Raw genomic sequence first — 24,711 nt, 5'->3', positions numbered from 1 at the left:
GGGAACGATCTTCAGCACTTACCTCTGGCGCTTCAGGGTCTCGCTGGGCAACTCCTGAAACAGCGCCCGATAACTGTTGGAAAACCGCCCCAAATGCCAGAACGACCAATTCATCGCCACTTCCGCCACGGTGGTGTCCGCTGACGGCGGGTTCAATAACTCCCGCCGTGCACTGTTCAACCGGCGCAGCCTCAACCACTGCGCCGGGCTCATCCCGGTGTACGTCTTGAACCCCTGCTGCAACTGGCGCAACGGCACCCCGGCAATGCGCGCCAGCTCCAGCAGGTTGACGGTTTCATCCGGCACGTCCGCTGCCCATTCGCCAATGCGCGCCATGATGATTCGCTCCTCGGTGCGCCGTTGCAATGAACCCTTGTCGAGGCACACGCAGGCGTTGTCGAGGATGAACAGGCAGTCGTCCAGCAGTTGTTGGGTGAGGGCATCGCGGCTCGGCGGGTCAAACGTCGCCGACAGCCGCGTCAGCGTGCCGCTGAGCCAGCGGCTGAACAAGGCGTTTTGCAGGGAATTGAGCGGGGCCATGAACAACCCCTCCAGCTTCGCCACCTCCAAACCGTGGCGCTGGACAAACTGCGGCCCGAACACCACCGCGACTTCGCGGTAGTTTTCCGGGGTGATCCAGGTGTTGCGGCTTTCGCCATTGAGCACATACAGCGCGTTGTCGCTGCCATCGAAACAGAACGCCAGGGAGCCCGGTGGCGCGTTGAAGTTCTGCTCCACCCGGGTATTCATCCGCTCTTCATACACTTCGACACCTTGCAGGTCGAGGTAGCGGATCTGCCCGGCAAAATGCCCCGGGGACATCTGCTGGTACTGCTGCACCCAACCGGGTGTCGCACTGCATTGAGCGGCCACATCACCGGTGGTGAAGGCCTGTACGCGCAAAGCTGTTGCCTGTGTCATGGGTAACCTGGGCGCACTCTATTGGTGCGTTGTGGTTGGTGCAAAGTGGATAGATGCCGTCGGACGGCTGGCCCAAGATAGACCTCAATGCGCGGCGAGGGAAGCCCGCGGCGCATCATCCAACCCATGACGAGGTCCTTATGAACGCCCCCTTCGATCAGCTGTCCGCCTGGCTGAAAGAACACAAGATTACCGAAGTCGAATGCGTGATCAGTGATTTGACTGGCATCGCACGCGGCAAGATTTCGCCCACCAACAAGTTCCTGCATGAGCGAGGCATGCGCCTGCCGGAAAGTGTGTTGCTGCAAACGGTAACCGGGGACTTTGTCGACGACGACATCTACTACGACCTGCTGGACCCGGCTGACATCGACATGATCTGCCGCCCGGTGTCCAACGCCACCTACGTGGTGCCGTGGGCCATCGAGCCCACTGCCATTGTGATCCACGACACCTTCGACAAGCTGGGCAATCCCATCGAATTGTCGCCGCGTAACGTGCTGAAAAAGGTCCTGCAGCTGTATACCGATCAAGGCTGGCAGCCGATTGTCGCGCCGGAAATGGAGTTCTACCTGACCCAGCGTTGCGAAGACCCGGACCTGCCGCTGAAGACCCCGCTGGGCCGTTCCGGCCGCGCCGAAAGTGGCCGCCAGTCGTTCTCCATCGACGCTGCCAACGAATTCGACCCATTGTTCGAAGACGTCTACGACTGGTGCGAAGCCCAGGGTCTGGACCTCGACACGCTGATCCACGAAGACGGCCCGGCGCAGATGGAAATCAACTTCCGCCACGGCGATGCCCTCGACCTGGCCGACCAGATCACCGTGTTCAAACGCACCCTGCGGGAGGCCGCGCTCAAGCACAACGTTGCCGCCACCTTCATGGCCAAACCCGTGGCCGACGAGCCCGGCAGCGCCATGCACCTGCACCAGAGCGTGGTGGAGATCGCCACCGGCAAGCAGGTGTTTGTCGATGAGCACGGCAACAAGAGCCAACTGTTCCTCAACCACATCGGCGGCCTGCAGAAGTACATCCCCAAGCTGCTGCCGATGTTTGCCCCCAACGTGAACTCGTTCCGCCGCTTCCTGCCGGACACCTCGGCACCGGTCAACGTCGAGTGGGGCGAAGAAAACCGCACCGTCGGCCTGCGCGTACCGAGCTCCAGCCCCGACGCCATGCGCGTGGAAAACCGCCTGCCGGGCGCCGACGCCAACCCGTATCTGGCCATCGCTGCCAGCCTGCTATGCGGCTACCTCGGCATGATCGAAAAGGTCGAGCCCAGCGCCCCGGTGGAAGGCCGCGCCTACGAGCGCCGCAACTTGAGGCTGCCGATCACCATCGAAGACGCCCTGGCGCGCATGGAAGAGTGCGACACCGTCAAACAGTATTTGGGGGACAAGTTTGTGCGCGGCTACGTCGCGGTCAAGCGCGCCGAGCACGAGAATTTCAAGCGGGTCATCAGCTCCTGGGAGCGTGAGTTCCTGCTGCTGAGCGTCTGAGAAACCACACTAAAAAAACCAAAGGGGTGTCGATATGCGTCTGGTGAAAAAGCTTCTTCCGCTGGCCTTGGCGGCGTTGTTCAGCAGCGCGGGCCACGCCGCGCAGACGGTCAGTGTGTACAACTGGACGGACTACATCGGTGAGACCACCTTGGCCGACTTCCAGGCCAAGACCGGGATCAAGGTGATCTACGACGTGTTCGACTCCAACGAAACCCTGGAAGGCAAGTTGCTCGCCGGCCGTACCGGCTATGACGTGGTGGTGCCGTCCAACCACTTCCTGGCGCGCCAGGTCAAAGCCGGCGCGTTCCTCAAGCTGGACCGCTCGCAGTTGCCCAACTTCAAGAACCTCGACCCCAAGCTGCTCAAGCTGCTGGAGAAAAACGACCCGGGCAACGAGCACTCGGTGCCGTACCTGTGGGGCACCAACGGCATCGGCTACAACGTGGACAAGGTCAAGCAGGTGCTGGGCATCGACCATATCGATTCGTGGGCCGTGCTGTTCGAACCGGAGAACATCAAGAAGCTGCACGAGTGCGGCGTAGCGTTCCTCGACTCGGCGGATGAACTGTTCCCGGCGATCCTCAACTACATGGGCAAGGACCCGCGCAGCGAGAATCCCGAAGACTATAAACAAGCCGAAGCCAAGCTGCTGACCCTGCGGCCGTACATCACCTATTTCCATTCCTCCAAGTACATCTCGGACCTGGCCAACGGCGATATCTGCGTAGCCTTTGGTTATTCCGGCGACGTGTTCCAGGCCGCCAACCGCGCCCAGGAAGCCAAGAACGGCGTGAACATCGCCTACTCGATTCCCAAGGAAGGCAGCAACCTGTGGTTTGACCTGCTGGCCATCCCGGCAGACGCCGCCAACCCGAAAGCGGCCCACGCTTTTATCAACTACTTGCTGGACCCAGAAGTGATCGCCAAGGTCAGCGCCAGCGTCGGTTATGCCAACCCGAACCCGGCGGCCAAGGCCTTCATGGCGCCGGAGCTGGTGAACAATCCTGAGATCTACCCGTCCCAGGCAGTGCTCGACAAACTCTACATTTCCACTACCCCGACGCCTGCCGTCATGCGCTTGATGACGCGGTCCTGGAGCAAAGTGAAGACCAACAAATGAGCCATTCCTCGTCCGACCACGCCCGTTCCTATTACCTGGCTTCGGCCAACGCCATGCCCCAGCGCCCAGCGCTGGGGGCTGACCTGACGGCCGATGTGTGTGTGATTGGCGGTGGGTTCACCGGGGTCAATACCGCCATCGAATTGGCCCAGCGTGGGCTATCGGTGATCTTGCTGGAGGCCCGGCGGATTGGCTGGGGCGCCAGTGGGCGCAATGGCGGGCAGTTGATACGCGGGATTGGGCATGACATATCGGGCTTTGCCAGGTACGTGGGCGAGGAGGGCGTGCGTTACCTGCAGCAGGCCGGGATCGATTCGGTGGCGCTGGTGGGGGAGCGGATTCGCGAGCATGGGATTGACTGTGACCTGCGTTGGGGGTTTTGTGAGTTGGCGAATACGCCGGCGCAGTTTGCGGCGTTTCAAGGAGAGCTGGAGAGCCTGGCTGCCTTGGGGTATGCGCCTGAAACGCGGTTGGTGGGGCCGCAGGATATGGCGCAAGTCGTGGGCTCAAGTGTGTATGCCGGTGGTTTGGTGGACATGGGGTCCGGGCATTTGCATCCGCTGAACCTGGTGTTGGGGGAGGCGGCTTTGGCCGAATCACTTGGGGCGCGGATCTTTGAAAACAGCCCGGTGCTGGAGTTGATCCATGGTGACACGGTGCAGGTGCGCTGCGCGTCCGGCAGCGTGCGGGCCGGCAGTCTGGTGCTGGCATGCAATGCGCATTTGGAGGAACTGGAGCCGAAGTTGAGTGGCAAGGTGCTGCCAGCGGGGAGCTACATCATTGCAACCGAACCGTTGCCAGTGGATGTGGCGAACCAGTTGATCCCGCAAAATCTTGCTTTGTGCGATCAGAAAGTGGGGTTGGATTACTACCGGCTTTCGGCGGATCGGCGCTTGTTGTTTGGGGGGGCTTGTCATTATTCGGGGCGTGATCCGGTGGATATCGCGGGGTATATGCGGCCGAAGATGCTTAAGGTTTTTCCGCAGTTGGTGGATACGGCGATTGAGTTTCAGTGGGGGGGGAAGATTGGGATTACGGCTAACCGGTTTCCGCAGGTGGGGCGGTTGAAGCAGCACCCGAATGTGTTTTATGCCCAGGGGTATTCGGGGCATGGCCTTAACGTGACGCATTGGTGTGCGCGGTTATTGGCGGAAGGCATTCATGCGGGGCAGAGTAAAGGGTTGGATATTTTCAGCCAGGTGCCGCATATGACTTTCCCGGGAGGTAAGGCGTTGCGTTCGCCGCTGTTGGCGTTGGGGATGTTGTGGTATCGGGTGCGGGAGATGGTGGGGTGATTGGTTGTGTACATATCCGTTTCTTCGGTCCGGCCGGCTTGAGTGTTAAAAGCAAAGGCAAGATCCAGAGCGAAAGCAGATCTGCTTTTCTGTGGGAGCGGGCTTGCTCGCGAAAAACCTGAGACCGCCGCGTTCATCCAGAATGCCAACGTCATCGTTAACGACCTTCGCGAGCAAGCCCGCTCCCACATTTGGACCGTGCCCGCTTTAGCTTTTGATTTTGCGCTTCAACACTCAAGCCGGCCGGGAGGCCGCTGTGCTTTTGCTTTTGATCTTAGGCGCCCCGTTAAACCACGCTCCAAAGCCGGAGTGAGCACACCGAGCAAGAGCCTTTTGGTTACGTTTGGGCTCACTTTCAAAAGTGACCCGCTGTAAGTGCGGAACCAGGCAGGTAGCCTGCCAGCCAACGAGCGGCGTGCCTGACGCACGCCGCTTCCGGGTCACATTTTGCTGTTCTCGCGAATATTCCATCCGTACTTGATCGCTCCCCCGTCCTTGCCACCATCCGACTTCTGCGGCTGATAGCTGACTTCCACCTTGGCGAAGTTCAGGCTGATTTCTTCGGTCAGCACGTCGCTCGTCGTTACCGCAGTGGTCTCGTAGGACGACACCATCACCTCCTTCAAAGTGATCACCAGGTATTCCACCGCGCTGCTGCCGCCGGCCTTGCGCACCACAAGCCTTGCCTCGGGATAATGCTTGCCGGTGGAGCAGGCCATCATCAGGTTGGGCGTGGACTTGTCCAGGGCCTTGCTGATCGCCAGGTTGCCCATATTGACCTTGCCCGCACCACCGCCCGTGCCGGAATGCATGTTGCCCGACTGGGTCATGCGCCATCCCCATTTGTTGATTTCGATTTCATCTCGGTGTGCCTGGTCCTTGGACTCACCCTTGATGTCTCCCAGCTTTAAAAACATATCAACGGCCATTGTCGCTCCCTGTTCCTGTGTTCGCCGGTAGTGGCGTGGGGCGTACTTTTCCTATTCGCGCGATGGCCTACAAGAGGTGGGAACAGGATCAGGAAGTGCCTGTCGAGAAAAAGTAAAACCTCCGACATTTTTTCGGGATATGGATTCTTTAGGCTCTGCGCTCTTGTGAAATCCCGGAGTAAAAGGAATGACTTCCAGCCTCTTGAAGGACGGTTTTCCCAGTGCGCACCTCACCACCCGTGAGCGGATTGAAAGCAGCATCGACCTGCGGCGCCTGTTTGCAAGCATTGATGCCGATCCGGCGATTGCCGGGGCAGGGGTGGTGTATCTCGATGACCAACTGTGGCCGGTAACCTTGCGTGAGTTTCAGCCAATTTGCAGTGTGCTACCCAAGCGAGTGATCTTGCGGGAAATGCCACGGTCCATGGCCCGCCTGGATTTTGTCCGGCAGTTGGAGCACGAACCTAGGGAGTCGCAGGTGGTGTTTGAGGCGGTGGGGATGGGGTTGGCGTGTACGAGTGCGGTGCTGGGGTGGTTTACGGTAGTGGGGGGCACTGCGGCATTACCCTTCACGTTGGGCACCAGTTCAGTAGTGACGGCAATAGGTGGGGCGGCCTTTCTTGCGGGCGCTGGCCAGTGCGTGAACGGTGTTTACCGAACGTTCAAGGAGGTGACTGAACCTTCCCGTGTCGGCTGGTTGGACAGTGCCCCGTGGTATCAGCAGGTGACGCTGATGCTTGATGCTATTTCACTGATTGGAGCGAGCACAGCGTTTCTGACAATGGTGAAGTGGGTCAGCGCGACCAAGGTGGCTACAGGAAAGAACTGGCGAGACGTACTTCGGGGATTAACTCGACAGGAGCGCGCCAAGCTGACGAAGGAATTACTCAGTATCAACCATCCGCATTTGACATCAAAAATGCTAAAGCTCAAACAACTGTCTGGCGATTTGCCGAAGCGATTCACTCCGGTGCAGTTGCGGCAAACCACGCTCACTCAAATTAACAGTGTACTTGGTGCCTCTATGGCGGTGACAGGAAGTGCAATGGCCGGGAACCTGCGGGTCATTGCGGTGGGGCTTTATGAGGAGTTTGACGAATGATGTTTCTGATGACACTTCAGCAGTTCCGGGACTTTCTGAAACGCTATTTCCCCGTCTTTATGGCAGCCAATTTTGCTCAAATATTTGCGCTGGGATTTGGCGTCCCATTGATGTTCGACAGTTATTTTAAAGAGCTGTCCATTGACGAGAATCTCAGGTATTCGTATTTTTCGGCCCTTGGTCTGACGCTGCTCGCGTCCCATTGCAACTTCATGATCGCCCGCGGCTATCCAGGTTGGGTATGGATTCCCGTGGTGCTGATGATTCTGTGCCTGCTCGGCGTTCTGCCGACGATTGACTATCGCCCGCATAAGGTCTTCTACGTGTTGAGCATTCTGTTCCCCCTTCTGGCGCTGCTGTTGCTTAACAGCAAACGCCACCGTGAAGTGCGTAGCGAGTGGGTCAAGCTGCGCCAGAAGCGCCACCGGGTCATAGCGATCATTCGGGGCCGGCGCCAAAAAAAACAGCGCCAGTCATCAGCATGAGGGTCTACCGCTCAATCGAGCGACTCCACCGCGCATTCCACTCCGGCCGCGCCTGGTTCACCTGATCCCAGTCAATCGAAATCGCCGTCTGCAAGTAACTGTTCATCGCCTCCACCCGAGCGCGGGTTTTGTCGGTAGTCGGCGTCGTAGGATTCGAAGGAATCTGATCCCCCAGTTCCAACGCCGGTGCCTGCGCCTCTGCGGTCAACAAGAATTGCGCCAGTTTCTGCGCCAACTCCGGCTGGTCATTCCGCGCAATCACACACTCCGCCACGTTCAACACCACCGCGCCTTCTTTCGGCTGCGCATACTCCATCGGCACGCCCAACAACTGCTGCGTGGTCACCTGCGTCGGCGTCAGCGGAAAGATCGCCGCCTCGTCCGTCTGCACCATCTCGGAAATCTTTGCCGAGCTGGCGATGTATTCCAGCACATTCGGCCCAACCGTCTTCGGCCACGCCTTGAACCCCGGCTCCACGTTGGTCTCGCTACCCCCCTGAATCCGGTTGAACATCAAGAACCCATGCAACCCAAACGTGGAGGAGGCCAGGGACTGAAACACCACCTTGTCCTTGAACCGTGGATCCGCCAGGTCCATCCACGACGTCGGCGGCGTCCAGCCCTTTTCCTTGAACATCTTGGCGTTGTAACCCAACCCGGTCACCCCGAGCGTCACCGCAACCGCTTCTTCCTTGATTTTGGCCTTGGCCGGAATCTGATCCAGGGTCGGGTTAGGCGTGAGCTTCTCGCACAATCCCATGGAGATGGCGCGGTACATGATGCCGTCGTCGAGGAACATCACGTGCATCTGCGGGTTGTCCTTGTTGGCCTGCACTTTGGCCAGGATGTCCGACGAGGTGCCCGGCACGATCACCACCTTGACGTTGTTGGCCTTCTCGAACGCAGGCAGCACCTTGTCGGCGTAGACCCGTTCCATGGTGCCGCCGTTCATGCCCAGGTACAGCGTCGGTGCGGCATGGGCCGCCGTGCTCAACAGGGCGAGGGACAGGCAAGACAGCGCAGTACGTTTGATCATGTGCATAAATCTTCCTCTCAGGCTTGGAAACGACGGATGGAAAATGCTTCGATGGGCTGCCGGCTGGCCCCCGTGCAGACGATCTCTGCCAGGGCTTCACCGACCGCAGGGCCGAGCTGGAACCCGGCGCCGGCAAAGCCGAAGCCGTGGAGCAGGCCGGGTTGGGTGCTGCTGTCGCCGATCACTGGTTCGTGGTCGGGTAGATAACCTTCGGTGCCGCTCCAGGTGCGGATCGCCTGGGCACCTTTGAGGAACGGGTACAACTCGCCGGCGTTGCGCAGAATCTCCAGCACCGCCGCTTGCCCCGGGCGGGCCTGTTGCGGGCCCAGGGCAAAGCCGCGACCTCCGCCGAGGATGCAATTGCCCCGAGCGACTTGCCGCGCATAAATTCCGCCGCCTTCGACGCCGGTACTCACGTCCATCACCACCGGCAACGGCTCGGTCACCAGCATTGCCGGATGCGCCGAGGTCATCGGCACCGGTTCGCCAAAGTGCGTGGCCACGGTACTGGCCCAGGCGCCGGCGCAGTTCAACAGCCAGCGGGCTTGCAGCTGCACACCATTGGCACAGCGCACCTGAAACCGCTGGCCGTCATGTTCAACCTGGGTGACTTCGGTTTGCTCCATCACCCTTGCACCGTGGCGCTGCGCGGCGCGGGCAAAGGCGGGGGAGACCAGGCGCGGATTGGCGTGGCCGTCTTCGGGGCAGAGTGAGGCGCCGACCGCCACATCACCCACCCATGGAAACCGCGCACGCAGCTGAGCGTGATCCAGCATTTGCAGGCCAAGGCCAAAGCCTCGAGTGGCGTCGGCGTAAGCCTGCAAGGCGGCCAGGTCTTCGTGACTGCGGGCCAGTTTCAAATGCCCGGAGCGCACGTATTCGCCATCGATCCCAATCAGCCCCGGCAAGTCGGACCACAGCTCGTGGGCACGTTGCGATAACGGCAACTGATGCAATGGCCGACCCTGGCGCCGCACGCCGCCATAATTCACGCCGCTTGAGTGCGAACCACAAAAGTCCCGCTCCACCAGCACCACGCGCCGACCTTTCTGCGCCAGCAGCAAGGCGGCTGACGCGCCGACAATCCCGCCGCCCAATACAATCACTTCGCTGTCGATCATGGCTGCACCTCCACGCCAAACGGCAAGGGTTTGATCGGTGCCTGGCCCCGCAGGCGGCCAACGTTTTGAATCTCGCGCCCACTGCGTTCGGCAATGATTTCCGCGGCTGCCAAGCCACACATCCGGCCCTGGCAACGGCCCATGCCAACCCGGCAATGGGCCTTGACCCGGTTCACTTCCCAGTGGCCTTCGTCCACCACCGCGCGTACTTCGCCGACGCTGACTTCTTCACAGCGGCACAAGATCAGTTCATCCGGGGCTTCAGCGGCCCAGTTTTCCGGGAAGGGGAAGGCGGTTTCCAGGCCATGGCGAAAGCGTTGGATGCTCGCCAATTGCTGTTCCAGCACCGCCGGCCGGCGAGGGGCGATGGCAATACCGGTGTCTTCCAGCAACGCCAACGCCGCCCGCTCGCCCGCCATTTGCGCCGCATCGGCGCCCATGATTCCGGCACCATCACCCGCTAAATAAACACCCGTGACACTGCTACGCCCAGCCGCATCTCGCTGGGGCAACCAGGCGCGGTTCAATGCATTCCAGGAAAATTCACACCCAAGCAAATCCGCCAATTGGGTCTCGCTGCGCAGGGCATGGGCGAAGGCCACGGCATCACAGGCGATTTCCTGCTGGTCCCAGTGGATGCCCGTCACTCGTTGTTCGCCGTCGATGTGCGACAGCGTTGCACCTTGATGCACCGGGATGCCGTGGGCCGTGAGCCAGGCGCGGTAGTACAAACCTTTTGCCAGGGTCGCCGGCTGGCCGAGCAATGCCGGCAAGGCGCGGCACTGGGCGCTGAACGGCGCGCTATCGAGCACCGCCACTACCTTGGCCCCGGCCTTGGCGTACTGATACGCCACCAGGTACAGCAACGGTCCGCTGCCGCAAAACGCCACGCGCTCGCCGATGGCGCAGCCTTGATACTTCAGTGCGATTTGCGCCGCGCCAAGGCTGTACACGCCGGGCAGCGTCCAGCCCGGTACCGGCAGGATGCGGTCAGTGGCGCCGGTAGAGACGATGATCTGCGCGTATTCGATGCTTTCGGCGTGGCCGTTGTTGAGCATGTCCAGGCGACCGTTCTCGGCATTCCACACCAGGGTTTCCGGCCGGTAGTCGATCCGGGTGGCCAGATGATCCATGGTGCGATGCAGCGCCGTCGCCTTGCCCGCTTCAAAGCCATACAACTGCTTCGCCGAGCGCTGGAAATTCGCCGGTTGGCGCCGATAAATCTGGCCGCCGCCGCGCAGGCTTTCGTCCACCAACACCGGGGTTAGGCCATGCTCGAGCAAGGTCCGGGCGGCGGTAATCCCCGCCGGGCCTGCGCCCACTATCACCACTGTCTTCATGCCTGGCGCCCCGGATCACGGCGAATCGCCTGGCCGTCTTCCAGCAAGGTCGAACAGGCGCGCACTCGGCGACCGTCCTCAAGCCGCACCCAGCAATCCTGGCAGGCGCCCATCAGGCAGAAACCGGCGCGACGTTCGGCGCTGAAATCACTGCCCCGCAGGTGCTCGGCGCAGGTCAGTACCGCGGTCAGCAAGGTGTCGCCAAGCAAGCCCGTGGCAGGCTGCCCGTCGAGGGTGAAGGTGAGGGTGGGCCGCTGGGTCTCGGCCAGTCGTTTGAACAGCGCCATCAATGCTTCCCTACCAATACGCGATCCAGGCCGTAGACCCGGTCCAGCAAAATCATCGCCGCCGCTGTCAGCGCAATCACCAGCGCCGACACGGCCGCCATCATCGGGTCGATGGATTCGGTGGCGTACACGTACATGCGCACCGGCAAGGTCTGGGTGGCCGGCGAGCTGACAAAGATCGACAGGGTCACTTCATCGAAACTGTTGATGAACGCCAGCAACCAGCCGCCGGCCACGCCGGGCAAAATCATCGGCAAGGTGATCTGGCGAAACAGGGTGAAGCGGCTGGCACCGAGGGATTCGGCAGCCTGCTCGGCGCTGCGATCGATGCCGATGGCGGCGGCCAATACCAGGCGCAACACGTAAGGGGTGATGATCACCACGTGGGCCAGCATCAGCCAGGTGAAGCTGCCGTTGACGCCCATCATTGCGAACAGCCGCAGCATCGCCACCCCGAGCACCAAGTGCGGGATGATGATCGGCGAAAGGAACAGCGCACTGAAGAAGTTGCGGCCGGGGAACGGGTAGCGACTGATTGCCAGGGCCGCCGGTACCGCAATCAAGGTCGCCAAGCTGGCGGCCACGAAGGCCAGGACCAGGCTGTTGTAGAACGCCTGGATAAAGTCGGCACGTTCGAACACCGCATGAAACCAGCGCAGGGAGAAGCCCGAAGTGGGCAGGCTCAAGGTGTTTTCCGGGGTGAAGGCCACGAGGCACACCACCACCAGCGGCGCCATCATGAACAGCACCACCAGGCCGTGAAAGCCCAGGGCCAAAGGACCGTTTCTGGACATCGTCTTATACTCCCAGGGACTTTTTGTAGCGGCCTTCGACCATGCGGTTCCAGCTCAGCATGATCAGCAAGTTGACCAACAGCAGCACCACCGCGATGGTCGCGCCCATGGGCCAGTTGAGTTCCGAGAGGTATTGGTCGTACACCACCGTGGCGACCATCTTCAGCCGGCGCCCGCCCAGCAGGCCGGGGATCGCGAAGGAGCTGGCGGCCAGGCCAAACACGATCAGGGTGCCGGAGAGCACTCCGGGCATCACCTGCGGCAACACGATCTTGCGCATCACCGTAGCCTGGCTGGCACCCAGGGACAGGGCCGCCTGTTCCGCCGACGGGTCGAGCTTCTGCAGGGAGGTCCACACCGGGATGATCATGAACGGCAGCATCACGTGCACCAGTGCGATGATCACGGCGAACGAGGTGTACAGCAGCTTCACGGGTTTGCCGCCGAGGGCCTGGATCACCTGGTTCACCAGGCCATCGGCACCCAGCAGCAGGCTCCAGCCAAAGGCCCGAACCACCACTGAAATCAGCAGCGGGGTGAGGATCAGGATCAGGAAGATCGAGCGCCATGGCGTGCCCATGCGGCTGAGGATGTAGGCCTCGGGCACCCCGATCACCACGCAGAGCAAGGTCACCAGAGCACTGATCCAGAAGGTGCGCCAGAAGATCTCGTAGAAGTACGAATCGCTGAACAGCGACAGGTAGTGGGCGAAGGTCCACTCATCGGCCTTCACCCCCACCTGGTAATCGAACACGTTGAATGACAACACCAGCGTCAGGCCCAGGGGCAGGATCAGCAGCCCGAAAAACAACACCAGCGCCGGCAACGACAACAAGTAGCCACGGCTCATGCGTGCACCTCATCGGCCGCCAGCACCCGCAGCAGGCTCGACTCCCAGTCCAGGCCTACCGCTGCGCCGCAACCCAACGGCGCACTGCCGTCGTTGCGGCGGACCACGGTCAGCTCGCCGATCTGGGTCTTGATGCGGTACAGCCATTGGCTGCCGAAGAAATAGCTGTCGAGGACCTTGCCTTGCAGGCGCCCTGAGCCGGCGGCCACCAGGTCGATCTTTTCCGGGCGCAGGCTCAGGGTCAGTTCGCCGTTGCCGGGCTCGAAGCGCACTTGCGGCGCGCCGAGTTGATCGAAGTCCCCCGTCAGCAGATTGGCCTTGCCGACAAAGTCCGAGATAAAGCGCGTGCGCGGGTGTTCATAGAGTTTGTACGGCGCGTCGATCTGGGTGACGCGCCCGGCCTGCATCACCACCACTCGGTCACTGATGGACAGCGCTTCGGCCTGGTCGTGGGTGACCATCAGCGTGGTGATTCCGACTTCACACTGGATGCGGCGGATTTCGAACTGCATCTCTTCCCGCAGGTTGGCGTCGAGGTTGGACAGCGGCTCGTCCAGCAGCAACACCGGCGGCTCGATCACCAACGCACGGGCCAGGGCCACACGCTGACGCTGGCCGCCGGACAGTTCACGCGGGTAGCGCTCGGCGTGGGGCGCCAGGCGCACCAGTTCCAGCACGGTCTTGACTCTGCTTGCGATCTCGCCGGCGGGCACCTTGCGCATCTTCAGGCCGAAGGCGACGTTGTCGCGCACGCTCATGTGGGGGAACAGCGCGTAGCTCTGGAACACCACGCCCAGGCCACGGCTGGCGGGTTTGGCGTGGGTGATGTCGCGGCCATCGAGGAGGATCTGCCCGCCGGTGACATCGACGAAGCCGGCGATCATTTGCAAGGTGGTGGTCTTGCCGCAGCCCGAAGGGCCGAGCAGGGATACGAATTCGCCTTTTTCCACCGCAAGATCAGTGGCGACCACCGCGTCGACGGCGCCGTAGCGTTTGCTCAAGGCGTTGAGTTGGAGAAAAGCCATGTCTGCGTTCCACCTTTTTTGAGTCGCGTCGAAACGCGCTTTTTTGTTTTGGGCAGATGCGAAAAGGGTGTTGCGGGTGCGTTGGCGCTCGATCTTGAGTCGGCTGCCGTTAGTTGTTCATTTCGCCCCTGTGGACGCAGATTAGGGCGAAAGACTAGGATGGCGGAAGATGGAATTTCACTGGATAGAGTACTTTTTTTAGTTTCATTCACTGATCAGAATTTAGTGTGAGATATCGGCTTATGAATTCCACTGAGCGGAATGAAAGTGTCAAGGAAGTCGGCGCCGGTGGCGTCTCCCGGTTGTTTGCATTACTGCGCATCCTCGGCGCGGCGCCGGACGGTGGTGAACGGGTGACGCAACTGGCGCAGCAGGTGGGGCTGTCGCAACCGACCACCCACCGCTTGCTGCGCAGCCTGATGGACGAAGGCATGGTGGAGCAGGATGCGCGCAGCAAGCGCTACCGGCTGAGCCTGGAGTTCTTCGCCCTGGCGGCGAATGCGGGGAATACCGGCAACCTGCGGGACCTGGTGCGGCCGAGTATGTTGCGGCTCAGTGCGTCCTTGGGGGATTCATTGTTCCTGCTGGCGCGCAGCGGCTTTGATGCGATCTGCCTGGACCGCAGTGAAGGGCCGTACCCGATCCGAACCTTTACCGGTGACATCGGCGGGCGCGTGGCGCTGGGGGTGGGGCAGGGCAGTTTGGCAATCCTGGCGTTTTTGCCGGAGGAAGAGCGCGAGACGGTGATCCGCTACAACTTGCCGCGACTCAAGGATTTTCACCTGTACGACGAGGTGTTTTTACGCTCGGAAGTGGAGAGCGTGCGGCAGTTGGGGTACGCCGCGCGTAATACCGGGGTGCTGGAAGGCATGGCCGGGTTGGCGGTGCCGATCCTGGATCGCAATGGGCATGCGGTGGCAGCGTTGAGTGTGGCAACCATCAGTGACCGCCTGGGGCCGGGGCGACTGCCGACGGTGGTGGAGTTGCTCAAACGGGAGGCGGCGGCGATCGGGCCGAAGATCAATCCGTTTGATCCGACGTTGCGCCGGCCTTCGCAGATCTTTGGCGGATGATCATTCCCACGCTCCGCGTGGGAATGCATCCTGTGACGCTCCGCGTCACGACTTCAAGAGCAGACGCGGAGCGTCCTGAGCGGCATTCCCACGCAGAGCGTGGGAACGATCATTCACCGGACTCATCGCCGCCATCGCCACTGAAGTCGCCGCCGTGCGCGTCTCCACTCCCAACTTCACATACACATGCTCCAGGTGCTTGTTCACCGTCCTCGGGCTCAGCCCAAGAATGTCGCCAATGTCCCGATTGGTCTTGCCACACGCCACCCAGCGCAATACCTCGACTTCCCGCTCCGTCAACTGAAACCGTGCCGACAACAGCTTATGCGCCGGCTCATCCTCCAGGGTAATCACGCTCGGCTGCGTCGCCGCCCGCGCCGACAACAATATCCGCGACGTCCGCAAGTGCGCCGCTACCCGAGCCAGCACTTCATCCGTCTGGATCGGCTTGGTCACGTAGTCACTGCCGCCCACCTCAAACCCCTGCACCACATGCTTGCTGTCGGTCAGCCCGGTCATGAACACCACCGGAATGTCCGCACTGGCCGGTTGTGCCTTGAGCCGGCGGCAGGTTTCAAAGCCGTCCAGGCCGGGCATCACCGCGTCCAGCAGGATCAGGTCCGGGCGCCGGCGTTGCACGCGATTCAGCGCGCTGAGGCCGTCCAGCGCCACCAGCACCATGTAGCCGGCGTCGTCCAGGGCGTCGGAGAGCATGGCCAGGTTGTCCGGGGTGTCGTCGACAATCAGCACCACGCCGGGCTCAGCGCTGTGGGTCAAGGCATTCATCTTCGGCCTCCTTCAGGATTCGGTTGAGTTCTTCCAGGCGAAAGCTTTTCAGCAGCGCCCGGAGCTTGTTGATGAACGGTGCGGTGCCTGGGCTTTCCAGCACGATGGCGTCGAGCTTTTCATGCAAACCCCGCACGTAGCCAATGGCGCTCAACTCGGCGAGCACTGCGAGTTCTTCGGCACTGGGCAGCACGCCCGGTGTGCTGACCGGCGCGGCGATCGGTGTCCGGCGGCGCAGCCACTGCAAATCCAGGTGCAGTTGCACCCGCCCGAGCAGTTCCGGAGTGCGCACCGGCTTGGCCAGGTAGTCGTTGCAGGCGCCGGCGATGCTACGTTCGCGGTCGTCGGTGAAGGCGTTGGCGGAGATGATGATAATCGGCGCGGTGGACAGCGCGTTACGCCGGATTAGCCGACTGGTGGCCCAGCCGTCCATGGTCGGCATCGACAGGTCCATCAGGATCAGGTCCGGCGACAGCAACGCTACCTGGCGAATCGCCTCCTGGCCGTTGCTGGCCTGGGACACCTCGAAGCCCAAGGGCGTGAGCATGCCGCTGAGCACCTTGCGATGGTCCACGTGGTCGTCCACCACCAGGATGCGCCGCCGTTCGCCGTGGTAGCCGATGATGTCGTGTTCGACATGCACCACCGCCTGCGGCACCCGGACCTGGGACAGGAACAGCCGCACCTGGAAGCAGGTGCCCTTGTCCAGTTCGCTGACCACCCGCAATTCGCCGCCCATCAACGAGGTCAGCATGCGCGTGATGGTCAGGCCGAGGCCCACGCCCTTGTCCTGGCGCATCAGGTCGCCGCGTTCAAAGGGCTGGAAAATCCGCTCGATCTGCTCCGGGTCAATGCCGATGCCGGTGTCGATGATCTCGAAGTTGGCGGTCTCGCGCATGTAGCTGACCCGCAGGCGCACTTCGCCGCTGTCGGTGAAGTTGATTGCATTGCCCAGCAGGTTGATCAGGATCTGCCGCACGCGTTTTTCATCGCCACGCACCACGGCGGGGATCTTGCCCACGCAGTCCAGGCGAAAGCGCAGGCCCTTGTCTTCGGCCTGGGGGGTGAACATTTGCTCCAGGTCGTGGATCATTTCCGGGAAGGGGATTTCGGTGAGCTCCAGGCGCAGCTTGCCGGCCTCGATCTTGGCCACGTCCAGCAGGCCGTCGATCAGCGACAGCAGGTGCGAGCCGCTGCGCAGGATGGTCGCCAGGGCATCCTGATGCTGTTCGGGCATGGCGCTGTCGCGCTGCAGAATCTGGGTGAAACCCAGGATGCTGTTGAGGGGCGTGCGCAGCTCGTGGGACAGCCCGGTGACGTAACGGCTCTTTGCCGCGTTAGCCGCTTCCGAGGCCTCCTTGGCCTGTTGCAGGGCCTGATCAGTGAGGCTGTGGGCGGCGATCTCCTGCATCAGCAGCGAGGTTTGCCGGTCGGATTCTTCCTGGGCGACCCGCCGGCTTTCGCGGGTGAGTACTACCCACCAGGCGAGTACGGCGGCCAGCACCGAGAGCGTGAGGAACGCCTTGAAAAACGCCTGGTACAAGGTCTGCGAGTGGGGCAAACCCTGGGCGGCCTGCATGTAGATCAGCGCCAGGGCCCCGGCGAGCATCAGCACCAGCGCCATCAACAATCCGAGGTAATGCGCCAGTCGGGTATGCAGGCGCGGCACCAACGTCGTCGGAAGCAACCAGCGCAACACGCCTTCGAACTGGCTGGCCAGCCGCGCATGGGGTTTGCAGCGGTCGCCACAGCGTGCATCCAGTGAGCAGCAGAGCGAGCAAATCGGCGTGCTGTAGGCCGGGCAGAACGCCATGTCGGCGGTTTCGAACGGGTTGCTGCACAGCCCGCAGATCACCAGCCCGGTGCCGGGTTGCGGATGAATCAACTGCGCTTCACTGCTGCGGGCAATGTAGTAGCGGCCCTTGGTCAGCCATGCCAATAGTGGCGCCATGATTAACGCGGTTCCTAGCGCGACAAACGGTGGCGCGGCCTGGGCGAGGGCGCCGAACAGGCCGAAGTGGGCGAGGATCGACAGCAGCGAGGCAATCAGCATCGAGCCGACGCCCACCGGATTGATGTCGTAGAGGTGCGCACGCTTGAACTCGATGTGCTTGGGCGACAGGCCCAAGGGCTTGTTGATCACCAGGTCGGCCACCAGTGTGCCGATCCAGGCAATTGCGATATTCGCGTAGAGCCCCAGCACCTGCTCGATCACATCGAACACCCCCAGCTCCATCAGCATCAGCGCGATGGCGACGTTGAACACCAGCCACACCACGCGGCCGGGGTGGCTGTGGGTCACGCGGGCGAAGAAGTTCGACCAGGCCAGGGAGCCGGCGTAGGCGTTGGTCAGGTTGATCTTCATCTGCGAGATGAACACGAACAGCACCATCGCCCCCAGCGCCCATTCGGGAGAGGAGAACACATAGCCGAACGCGACCAGGTACATCTGGGTCGGCTCGGCGGCGCGCTCCATGGGGATTTCATGTTGCAGGGCAAGGAAGGCCAGGAACGCCCCGGCGAACATCTTCAACGCCCCCGGCACGATCCAGCCCGGGCCGGCGCACAATAGCGCGGCCCACCAGCGCTTGCGGTTGGCGGCGGTTTTTTCCGGGAGGAAGCGCAGGTAGTCCACCTGTTCGCCGATTTGCGTGACCAGGGACAGCGCCACGGTGCAGGCAGCGCAGAACGACAGCAGGTTGAAGTCGCCGCCGTCGCTGCTGCGGCCGACGAAGCTGGTCCAGTCGCTGAAGGCCTCGGGGTTTTTCCACAACACGAAGCCGTAGGGCAGCACCAACAGCACCAGCCACAGCGGTTGGGTCCACAGTTGCAGACGGCTGATCAGGGTCACGCCGTAGGCCACCAGTGGGATCACCAGCACCGAGCAGATGACATAGGCGATGGCCAGCGGGATATGGAAATACAACTCCAGGGCCAGGGCCATGATCGCCGCTTCGAGGGCGAAGAACAGGAAGGTGAAGCTGGCGTAGATCAGCGAGGTGATGGTGGAGCCGATATAGCCAAAGCCTGCGCCGCGGGTCAGCAGGTCCATGTCCACGCCGTAGCGGGCGGCGTAGTAGCTGATGGGCAGGCCGGTGAGGAAGATCACCAGGCTGATGGCGAGGATGGCCCAGAAGGTGTTGGTGAACCCGTAGCTCAAGGCCAATACGCCGCCGATGGCTTCCAGCGCCAGGAACGACACCGCGCCGAGGGCGGTATTGGCGATGCGCAGCTCCGACCATTTGCGGAAGGATTTCGGGGTGTAGCGCAGGGCGTAGTCTTCCATGGTCTCGTCGGCGACCCAGGAGTTGTAGTCGCGGCGAATCTTGACGATGCGCTGGGTGCCGGGGAGGGGATGCACGGTGGGTGGCTCCGGGAAGTGGGCTAGGAGGATGAGCAAGTTCCATGCCCTGGCAGGCGCCGCGGGTCCAAATGTGGGAGCGGGCTTGTGTGGGAGCGGGCTTGCTCGCGAATACGGTGGGTCAGCAACGAATGCATTCACTGATCCACCGCATTCGCGAGCAAGCCCGCTCCCACATGGGATCTCCACAGTTTGTGAAGGGCGCGATCCTGCCCTGAAAAGGTGCAGGGCGGCATACGTCAAATGACGTACGCCGTTACGTCAGGCTGCGTATACCCGCCGTGGCCACCTGCCGCCATGCTGAACCCCTCATTGCAGAGGAGTCGCCCCATGGAATCACGATTGATCCGCTCCAAACCGTTGTTGGCGTTATCACTGCTGGCGGCGAGTCTGTTCAGCCATGGCGTCATGGCCGACAACGAAGGCCTGGCGGTGACGCCGACGGAAGTCACCGTGGGCCAGTTGCACTCGGCCACCGGCACCATGGCGATTTCCGAAACCGGTTCGATCCAGGCCGAACGCCTGGCCATCGAGCAGATCAACGCCTCGGGCGGGATCCTCGGGCGGCAGATCAAGGTGATCCAGGAAGACGGCGCGTCCGACTGGCCGACCTTCGCCGAAAAGGCCAAGAAACTGCTGGTCAACGACAAGGTGGCGGCGGTGTTCGGCTGCTGGACCTCAGCCTCACGCAAAGCCGTATTGCCGATCTTCGAAAAAGAAAACGGCCTGCTTTACTACCCGACCTTCTATGAGGGCCTGGAACAGTCGAAAAACGTGATCTACACCGGCCAGGAAGCGACCCAGCAAATCCTCGCCAGCCTCGACTGGATCGCCAAGACCAAGGGCGCCAAAACGTTCTACCTGGTGGGCTCGGACTACATCTGGCCGCGCACCTCGATGAAGATCGCGCGCAAGCACATTGAAAACGTCCTGCACGGCACCGTGGTCGGCGAAGACTACTACCCGCTGGGCAATACCCAGTTCGGCTCGCTGATCAACAAGGTCAAGCTGAAAAAGCCTGATGTGGTGTTCGCAGCCGTGGTGGGCGGCTCCAACGTGGCCTTCTACAAACAGCTCAACGCGGCGGGCGTGAATTCATCCAAGCAAACCCTGCTGACCTTGTCGGTGACCGAAGACGAACTGCTGGGCATCGGCGGCGAAAACATGGCCGGCTTCTACGCCTCGATGAAGTACTTCCAGAGCCTCGACAACCCGAACAACAAAGCCTTCGTGGAAGCGTTCAAGGCCAAGTACGGCAAGGACGCGGTGATCGGCGACGTGACCCAGGCGGCCTACCTCGGCCCATGGTTGTGGAAAGCGGCGGTGGAGAAGGCCGGCAGTTTCGACGTGGATAAAGTCGTCGCCGCCTCCCCAGGCATCGAGCTGAAAAACGCGCCGGAAGGCTACGTGAAGATCCACGAAAACCATCACCTGTGGAGCAAGTCGCGCATCGGTGAAGTGCAGCCGAACGGGCAGTTCAAGGTGATCTACGAGTCGGATCTGATCGAGCCGAATCCGTTTCCGAAAGGCTATCAATAACCTCGGGTCTGGCGCTGATCTGAATGTGGGAACTGGTTTTGTGTGGGAGCGGGCTTGCTCGCGAAAGCGGTGAATCAGTGAGTGCATCCGGTACTGACACACCGTATTCACGAGCAAGCCCGCTCCCACACAAGCCCGCTCCCACATACATCAAAAGCAGACGTTGGTTTTTATCATTACCTCCCGCTCAGGAGACCATCATCATGGAATGGCTATCGGAATTTGGAGCCATCGCGGCGATGCAGGGGTTCAACGGCTTGTCCGTGTTCTGCGTGCTGTTGCTGATGGCATTGGGACTGGCAATCATCTTCGGCCAGATGGGCGTGATCAACATGGCCCACGGTGAGTTCCTGACCATTGGCGCCTACACCACCTACGTCTGTTCGAGTCTCACCGCGCACTTCGCGCCGAGCTTTCAGCCGTATTACTTTTTCGTAGCCATTGCCTTGTCATTCCTCGTCGCCAGCGCCGTCGGCTGGCTGGTGGAATGGGCAATGATCAGCCGTTTGTACAAGCGGCCCCTGGACACCTTGCTCGCCACCTGGGGGCTGTCCCTGGTGATGCAGCAAACCTTCCGCTCGGTGTTCGGCGCCCGTGAAGTGAGTGCCGAGCCGCCGGCCTGGCTGATGGGTTCGGTGAACCTCACCGACGCCATCGAAATCCCGCGCAACGGCCTGTTCATGATGGGCCTGACCCTGCTGCTGACCGGGGCGATTTTCGTCATGCTCTACCGTTCGCGTTGGGGCCTGCAGGTGCGGGCTACCGTGCAAAACCGCTTGATGAGCCGCGCAGTCGGCATCAATACACGTAAGGTCGACCGCATGACCTTCGCCCTCGGTTGCGGCGTGGCGGGCGTGGCCGGTGCGGCCTTCACCACCATCGGCTCGACCGGGCCAACCGCCGGTTCGCAGTACATCGTCGACACCTTCCTGGTGGTGGTGTTTGGCGGCGCGCAAAGCCTGTTCGGCACCATTGCCTCGGCGTTCGTGATTGCCCAGACCCAATCGCTGTCGGAGTTTTTCCTCAGTGGCTCGATGGCCAAGGTGCTGACGCTGTCGTCGGTGATCCTGATCCTGATGCTGCGCCCGCAAGGGTTGTTCTCCATCAAAGTGCGCAAGTAGAGGCGAACCGATGAAGGCTCTAGACAAACTGCTGGGCGGCCAGCAAAACCTGATCGGCATCGTGCTGTTGGCGTTATTGATCCTCGTGGTATTTCCGCTGACCCTGGATGCGTTTCGCCTGAACATGGTCGGCAAGTACTTGACCTACGCGTTCGTCGCCGTGGGCCTGGTGCTGTGCTGGGGCTATGGCGGGATTCTCAGCCTCGGGCAGGGGGTGTTTTTCGGCGTCGGCGGCTACTGCATGGCGATGTTCCTGAAGCTGGAAGCGTCCGATCCCGAGAGCACCAGGATCCAGTCCACACCAGGCATTCCGGACTTTATGGACTGGAACCAGATCACCGAACTGCCGTGGCTCTGGCAGCCGTTTCACAGCTTCACCTTCACCCTGTTCGCGGTGATTGCCGTGCCGGTGTTGCTGGCGTTCATCATCGGCATGGCGCTGTTCAAGCGGCGGGTGGGCGATGTGTATTTCTCCATCGTCACCCAAGCGATTGCGCTGATCCTCACGGTGCTGATCGTCGGCCAGCAAGGCCTGACCGGTGGCGTCAACGGCATCACCGACCTCAAGACCCTGCTGGGCTGGGACCTGCGCGGCGACGGCGCGAAGATGATCCTGTATTTCATCAACGCCGGGCTGCTGTTTGGCTGCATCTTCATCGGCCGTTTCATCCTCGCTTCGAAGCTGGGCCGGCTGTTGATGGCCATGCGTGACAAGGAAGAGCGGGTGCGGTTTTCCGGGTATGACGTGGCCAGTTTCAAGATCTTCGTGTTCTGCGTGGCGGCCGCGTTCTCGGCGATTGGCGGGGCGATGTTTGCCTTGCAGGTGGGTTTTATGTCGCCGTCGTTCGTGGGGATCGTGCCGTCCATCGAGATGGTGATCTTTGCCGCGGTCGGCGGGCGCATGTCGCTGCTGGGTGCGGTGTATGGCGCGTTGCTGGTGAACTACGGCAAGACCTACTTTTCCGAATCCTTCCCCGAGTTGTGGCTGTACCTGATGGGCGGGTTGTTTATCGCCGTGGTCATGTACTTCCCCAACGGCCTGGCCGGGTTGTGGGACAGCCATGGTCGCCAGGCCCTGGCCCGACTGTTGCGGCGCAAGCCGGTGGTCAAGGCCGAGCCCGCGAAGATCAAGCCCAAGGCTGAAGCCAAGATCCTGGAGACACAGCCATGACCGCCGTCGGTTTTGAAATGAAAAAGCCCGTGTTGGCCATTGAGGGGCTGACCGTGTCGTTCGACGGTTTCAAGGCGGTCGATAACCTCAACCTGTACATCGACCGCAATGAAGTGCGGGTGGTGATCGGCCCCAACGGCGCCGGCAAAACCACGGTGCTGGATTTGATCTGCGGCAAGACCCGCGCCACCAGCGGCAGCATCCAGTTCGACGGCCAGGAACTGACCAAAATGCGCGAATACAACATCGTGCGCGCCGGGGTAGGGCGCAAGTTCCAGAACCCGTCGATCTACGAAAACCTCACGGTGTTTGAAAACCTCGAGATGTCGTATCCGGCTGGGCGCAAGGTGTGGGGCGCGCTGTTTTTCAAGCGCAATGCCCAGGTGGTCGCGAGGGTCGAGGAGGTGGCGCGGGAGATCTTCCTCGGTGATTTGTTGCAGCAGCAGGCGGACCTGCTGTCCCACGGGCAAAAGCAGTGGCTGGAGATTGGCATGCTGCTGATGCAAGACCCGGAACTGCTGATGCTCGACGAGCCGGTGGCCGGGATGAGCGTCAACGAGCGGGCGCAAACGGCCGAGTTGCTCAAGCGCATCAGCCAGGGCCGTTCGGTGCTGGTGATCGAGCACGACATGGAGTTCGTCAAGAGCATTGCCCACAAGGTCACGGTGCTGCACCAGGGCAAGGTGCTGGCCGAGGGCAGCATGGAGTCGGTGCAGAGCAATCCGAAAGTCATTGAAGTGTATTTGGGCCACTGAGGAGTCGGGCATGTTCAAGATCGACAAACTGTCGTGCGGGTACGGGCAGAGCCAGATTCTTCACGACCTGGAGCTGGATGTGGCGAAGCGTGAGATCGTTGCGGTGATGGGGCGTAACGGGATGGGCAAGACCACGCTGTTCAAGAGCCTGATGGGGATTCTGCCGCAGTGGCAGGGGCAGGTGAGTGTGGATGGGCATGATGTGTCTGCGCTTGAAACCCATGAGCGGGTGGCGCGGGGGATTGCCTATGTGCCGCAGGGGCGGATGATTTTTCCCAGCATGAGTGTGTTGGAGAATATTCAGACCGGGTTGCCGGCGGCGGCTCGGGGCAAGGTGCCTGAGGATTTGTATGCGTTGTTTCCGGTGTTGTATGACATGCGTTCGCGCAAGGGGGGGAATTTGTCTGGGGGGCAGCAACAGCAGTTGGCGATTGCCCGGGCGTTGGCGACGAATCCCAAGGTGTTGTTGCTGGATGAGCCGACTGAGGGGATTCAGCCTTCGATCATCAAGGACATTGCTCGTACGCTTAAGGAGATTCGCAATTTGCGGGATTTGACGATTGTTGTTTCTGAGCAGGTGTTGTCGTTTACCTTGGAAATTGCTGATCGGTTTTTGGTGATTGAGAAGGGGAGGTTTGTGATTGAGGAGACTCGGGATCGGGTGGATGAGGCGACCATTAGTCTGTACTTGTCGGTTTGACCTGGTTGAGTACATATCCGTTATTTAGGTAACGGCTACTTATGGTTCCGCTCTTACAGCGGCTCACTTTTGAAGAGCGCAAAAGTAAGCAAAACGCTCTGCCCCGCCTGTCGGCACCTCGCTGGGGCTCGGTGTTCCCTCACTCCGGCACCGCGAAGCGGGCCGCCGCGACGGGCCATCCATGGCCCGACGCGGCTAAACCGGCGTCCTGCCGGTTTACCCGCTCCGCAATACCTGCGTTCGGCCTCGGGCTTATTGGGGCAGTCAGATCAAGATCAAAAGCAGATCAAGAGCACAGCGGCCTCCCGGCCGGCTTGAGTGTTAAGAGCAAAAGCAAAGACCAGAGCGAAAACAGAGCTGCTTTTCTGTGGGAGCTGGCTTGCCTGCGATGCAGACAA

The 24,711-nt window shown here is 61.3% G+C and carries 22 protein-coding genes; 11 read left to right on the top strand and 11 right to left on the bottom strand.

Features of this window, described 5'->3' with window-relative positions:
* Nucleotides 1-18: 18 nt before the first annotated feature.
* Nucleotides 19-921, bottom strand: coding sequence for a helix-turn-helix domain-containing protein (locus D109_RS0101105; protein WP_026077700.1), 903 nt, complete (start codon nt 919-921; stop codon nt 19-21).
* Nucleotides 922-1,061: 140 nt separating this feature from the next.
* Between D109_RS0101105 and D109_RS0101100 the strand changes: the two genes are divergently transcribed.
* From D109_RS0101100 to D109_RS0101090, 3 genes are read left to right on the top strand one after another with little or no spacing between them, the layout of a single operon-like run.
* A complete protein-coding gene (locus tag D109_RS0101100; protein WP_017475250.1) occupies nt 1,062-2,420 on the top strand; it encodes a glutamine synthetase family protein in 1,359 nt (452 codons plus the stop codon).
* 34 nt (nt 2,421-2,454) lie between these two features.
* Entirely contained in the window at nt 2,455-3,543 is a 1,089-nt protein-coding gene (locus tag D109_RS0101095) for a polyamine ABC transporter substrate-binding protein (RefSeq protein ID WP_017475249.1), read from the top strand.
* Entirely contained in the window at nt 3,540-4,838 is a 1,299-nt protein-coding gene (locus tag D109_RS0101090) for an FAD-binding oxidoreductase (RefSeq protein WP_017475248.1), read from the top strand. The genes D109_RS0101095 and D109_RS0101090 overlap by 4 nt, the downstream gene beginning before the upstream one ends.
* A 440-nt stretch (nt 4,839-5,278) precedes the next feature.
* Here the strand turns inward: D109_RS0101090 and D109_RS0101085 are convergent, their stop codons facing one another.
* Nucleotides 5,279-5,767 (bottom strand): type VI secretion system tube protein Hcp, encoded by a 489-nt coding sequence (locus tag D109_RS0101085; protein ID WP_017475247.1) that lies wholly within the window; start codon nt 5,765-5,767, stop codon nt 5,279-5,281.
* Between the two features lie 187 nt (nt 5,768-5,954).
* Here D109_RS0101085 and D109_RS0101080 point away from each other — a divergent pair, with 187 nt between their 5' ends.
* Nucleotides 5,955-6,869: a hypothetical protein gene (locus tag D109_RS0101080; RefSeq protein ID WP_017475246.1), complete on the top strand. Its 915-nt coding sequence runs from the start codon at nt 5,955-5,957 to the stop codon at nt 6,867-6,869.
* Nucleotides 6,866-7,354 carry a hypothetical protein gene (locus D109_RS0101075; RefSeq protein WP_017475245.1) on the top strand — a complete coding sequence of 163 codons (489 nt, stop codon included), beginning with the start codon at nt 6,866-6,868 and terminating at the stop codon, nt 7,352-7,354. The genes D109_RS0101080 and D109_RS0101075 overlap by 4 nt, the downstream gene beginning before the upstream one ends.
* Nucleotides 7,355-7,358: 4 nt before the next feature.
* On the opposite strand, the gene D109_RS0101070 is transcribed toward D109_RS0101075, so the two are convergent.
* The 7 genes from D109_RS0101070 to D109_RS0101040 are packed head-to-tail and all read right to left on the bottom strand — an operon-like array spanning nt 7,359 to nt 13,807.
* Complete coding sequence (locus tag D109_RS0101070; protein WP_085988717.1) at nt 7,359-8,390, bottom strand: ABC transporter substrate-binding protein; 1,032 nt, start codon at nt 8,388-8,390, stop codon at nt 7,359-7,361.
* 17 nt (nt 8,391-8,407) lie between these two features.
* A complete protein-coding gene (locus D109_RS0101065) occupies nt 8,408-9,511 on the bottom strand; it encodes an FAD-binding oxidoreductase (protein WP_017475243.1) in 1,104 nt (367 codons plus the stop codon).
* Nucleotides 9,508-10,851, bottom strand: a complete 1,344-nt coding sequence (locus D109_RS0101060) for an NAD(P)/FAD-dependent oxidoreductase (RefSeq protein ID WP_017475242.1) — start codon at nt 10,849-10,851, stop codon at nt 9,508-9,510. The genes D109_RS0101065 and D109_RS0101060 overlap by 4 nt, the downstream gene beginning before the upstream one ends.
* Nucleotides 10,848-11,138 (bottom strand): (2Fe-2S)-binding protein, encoded by a 291-nt coding sequence (locus D109_RS0101055; RefSeq protein ID WP_017475241.1) that lies wholly within the window; start codon nt 11,136-11,138, stop codon nt 10,848-10,850. Before D109_RS0101055 ends, D109_RS0101060 begins: the two co-directional genes overlap by 4 nt.
* Nucleotides 11,138-11,932: an ABC transporter permease gene (locus D109_RS0101050; RefSeq protein WP_026077699.1), complete on the bottom strand. Its 795-nt coding sequence runs from the start codon at nt 11,930-11,932 to the stop codon at nt 11,138-11,140. Before D109_RS0101050 ends, D109_RS0101055 begins: the two co-directional genes overlap by 1 nt.
* 4 nt (nt 11,933-11,936) lie before the next feature.
* On the bottom strand, nt 11,937-12,782 hold the full coding sequence (locus tag D109_RS0101045; protein ID WP_003218273.1) for an ABC transporter permease: 846 nt from the start codon (nt 12,780-12,782) through the stop codon (nt 11,937-11,939).
* On the bottom strand, nt 12,779-13,807 hold the full coding sequence (locus D109_RS0101040) for an ABC transporter ATP-binding protein (RefSeq protein WP_017475239.1): 1,029 nt from the start codon (nt 13,805-13,807) through the stop codon (nt 12,779-12,781). The genes D109_RS0101045 and D109_RS0101040 overlap by 4 nt, the downstream gene beginning before the upstream one ends.
* A 242-nt stretch (nt 13,808-14,049) precedes the next feature.
* On the opposite strand from D109_RS0101040, the gene D109_RS0101035 reads away from it, so the two are divergent.
* Nucleotides 14,050-14,880 carry an IclR family transcriptional regulator gene (locus D109_RS0101035; protein ID WP_017475238.1) on the top strand — a complete coding sequence of 277 codons (831 nt, stop codon included), beginning with the start codon at nt 14,050-14,052 and terminating at the stop codon, nt 14,878-14,880.
* A 45-nt stretch (nt 14,881-14,925) separates the two neighbouring features.
* Here D109_RS0101035 and D109_RS0101030 read toward each other — a convergent pair whose 3' ends face one another.
* Together D109_RS0101030 and D109_RS0101025 are read right to left on the bottom strand one after the other, a co-directional pair.
* A complete protein-coding gene (locus tag D109_RS0101030; protein WP_017475237.1) occupies nt 14,926-15,666 on the bottom strand; it encodes a response regulator in 741 nt (246 codons plus the stop codon).
* The gene (locus D109_RS0101025; RefSeq protein WP_017475236.1) at nt 15,641-19,027 is read right to left on the bottom strand and encodes an ATP-binding protein; all 3,387 of its coding nucleotides are present in this window, start codon (nt 19,025-19,027) and stop codon (nt 15,641-15,643) included. Before D109_RS0101025 ends, D109_RS0101030 begins: the two co-directional genes overlap by 26 nt.
* Nucleotides 19,028-19,357: 330 nt before the next feature.
* Here D109_RS0101025 and urtA point away from each other — a divergent pair, with 330 nt between their 5' ends.
* The 5 genes from urtA to urtE all read left to right on the top strand — a co-directional run bounded on the left by urtA (nt 19,358) and on the right by urtE (nt 24,313).
* Complete coding sequence (gene urtA, locus D109_RS0101015) at nt 19,358-20,566, top strand: urea ABC transporter substrate-binding protein (RefSeq protein ID WP_017475234.1); 1,209 nt, start codon at nt 19,358-19,360, stop codon at nt 20,564-20,566.
* A 203-nt stretch (nt 20,567-20,769) separates the two neighbouring features.
* Nucleotides 20,770-21,687, top strand: coding sequence for an urea ABC transporter permease subunit UrtB (gene urtB / locus D109_RS0101010; protein WP_017475233.1), 918 nt, complete (start codon nt 20,770-20,772; stop codon nt 21,685-21,687).
* A gap of 10 nt (nt 21,688-21,697) precedes the next feature.
* A complete protein-coding gene (gene urtC, locus D109_RS0101005) occupies nt 21,698-22,858 on the top strand; it encodes an urea ABC transporter permease subunit UrtC (protein ID WP_017475232.1) in 1,161 nt (386 codons plus the stop codon).
* A complete protein-coding gene (gene urtD / locus D109_RS0101000) occupies nt 22,855-23,613 on the top strand; it encodes an urea ABC transporter ATP-binding protein UrtD (RefSeq protein WP_017475231.1) in 759 nt (252 codons plus the stop codon). The genes urtC and urtD overlap by 4 nt, the downstream gene beginning before the upstream one ends.
* A gap of 10 nt (nt 23,614-23,623) precedes the next feature.
* On the top strand, nt 23,624-24,313 hold the full coding sequence (urtE, locus tag D109_RS0100995) for an urea ABC transporter ATP-binding subunit UrtE (protein ID WP_017475230.1): 690 nt from the start codon (nt 23,624-23,626) through the stop codon (nt 24,311-24,313).
* The last annotated feature ends 398 nt before the right edge of the window (nt 24,314-24,711 follow it).

It is taken from the genome of Pseudomonas sp. PAMC 26793 (assembly GCF_000313235.1).
GTDB lineage: Bacteria > Pseudomonadota > Gammaproteobacteria > Pseudomonadales > Pseudomonadaceae > Aquipseudomonas > Aquipseudomonas yamanorum.
The sequence above is the reverse complement of the archived record's forward strand: the minus strand, read 5'-3'. Positions and strand labels throughout refer to the sequence as shown.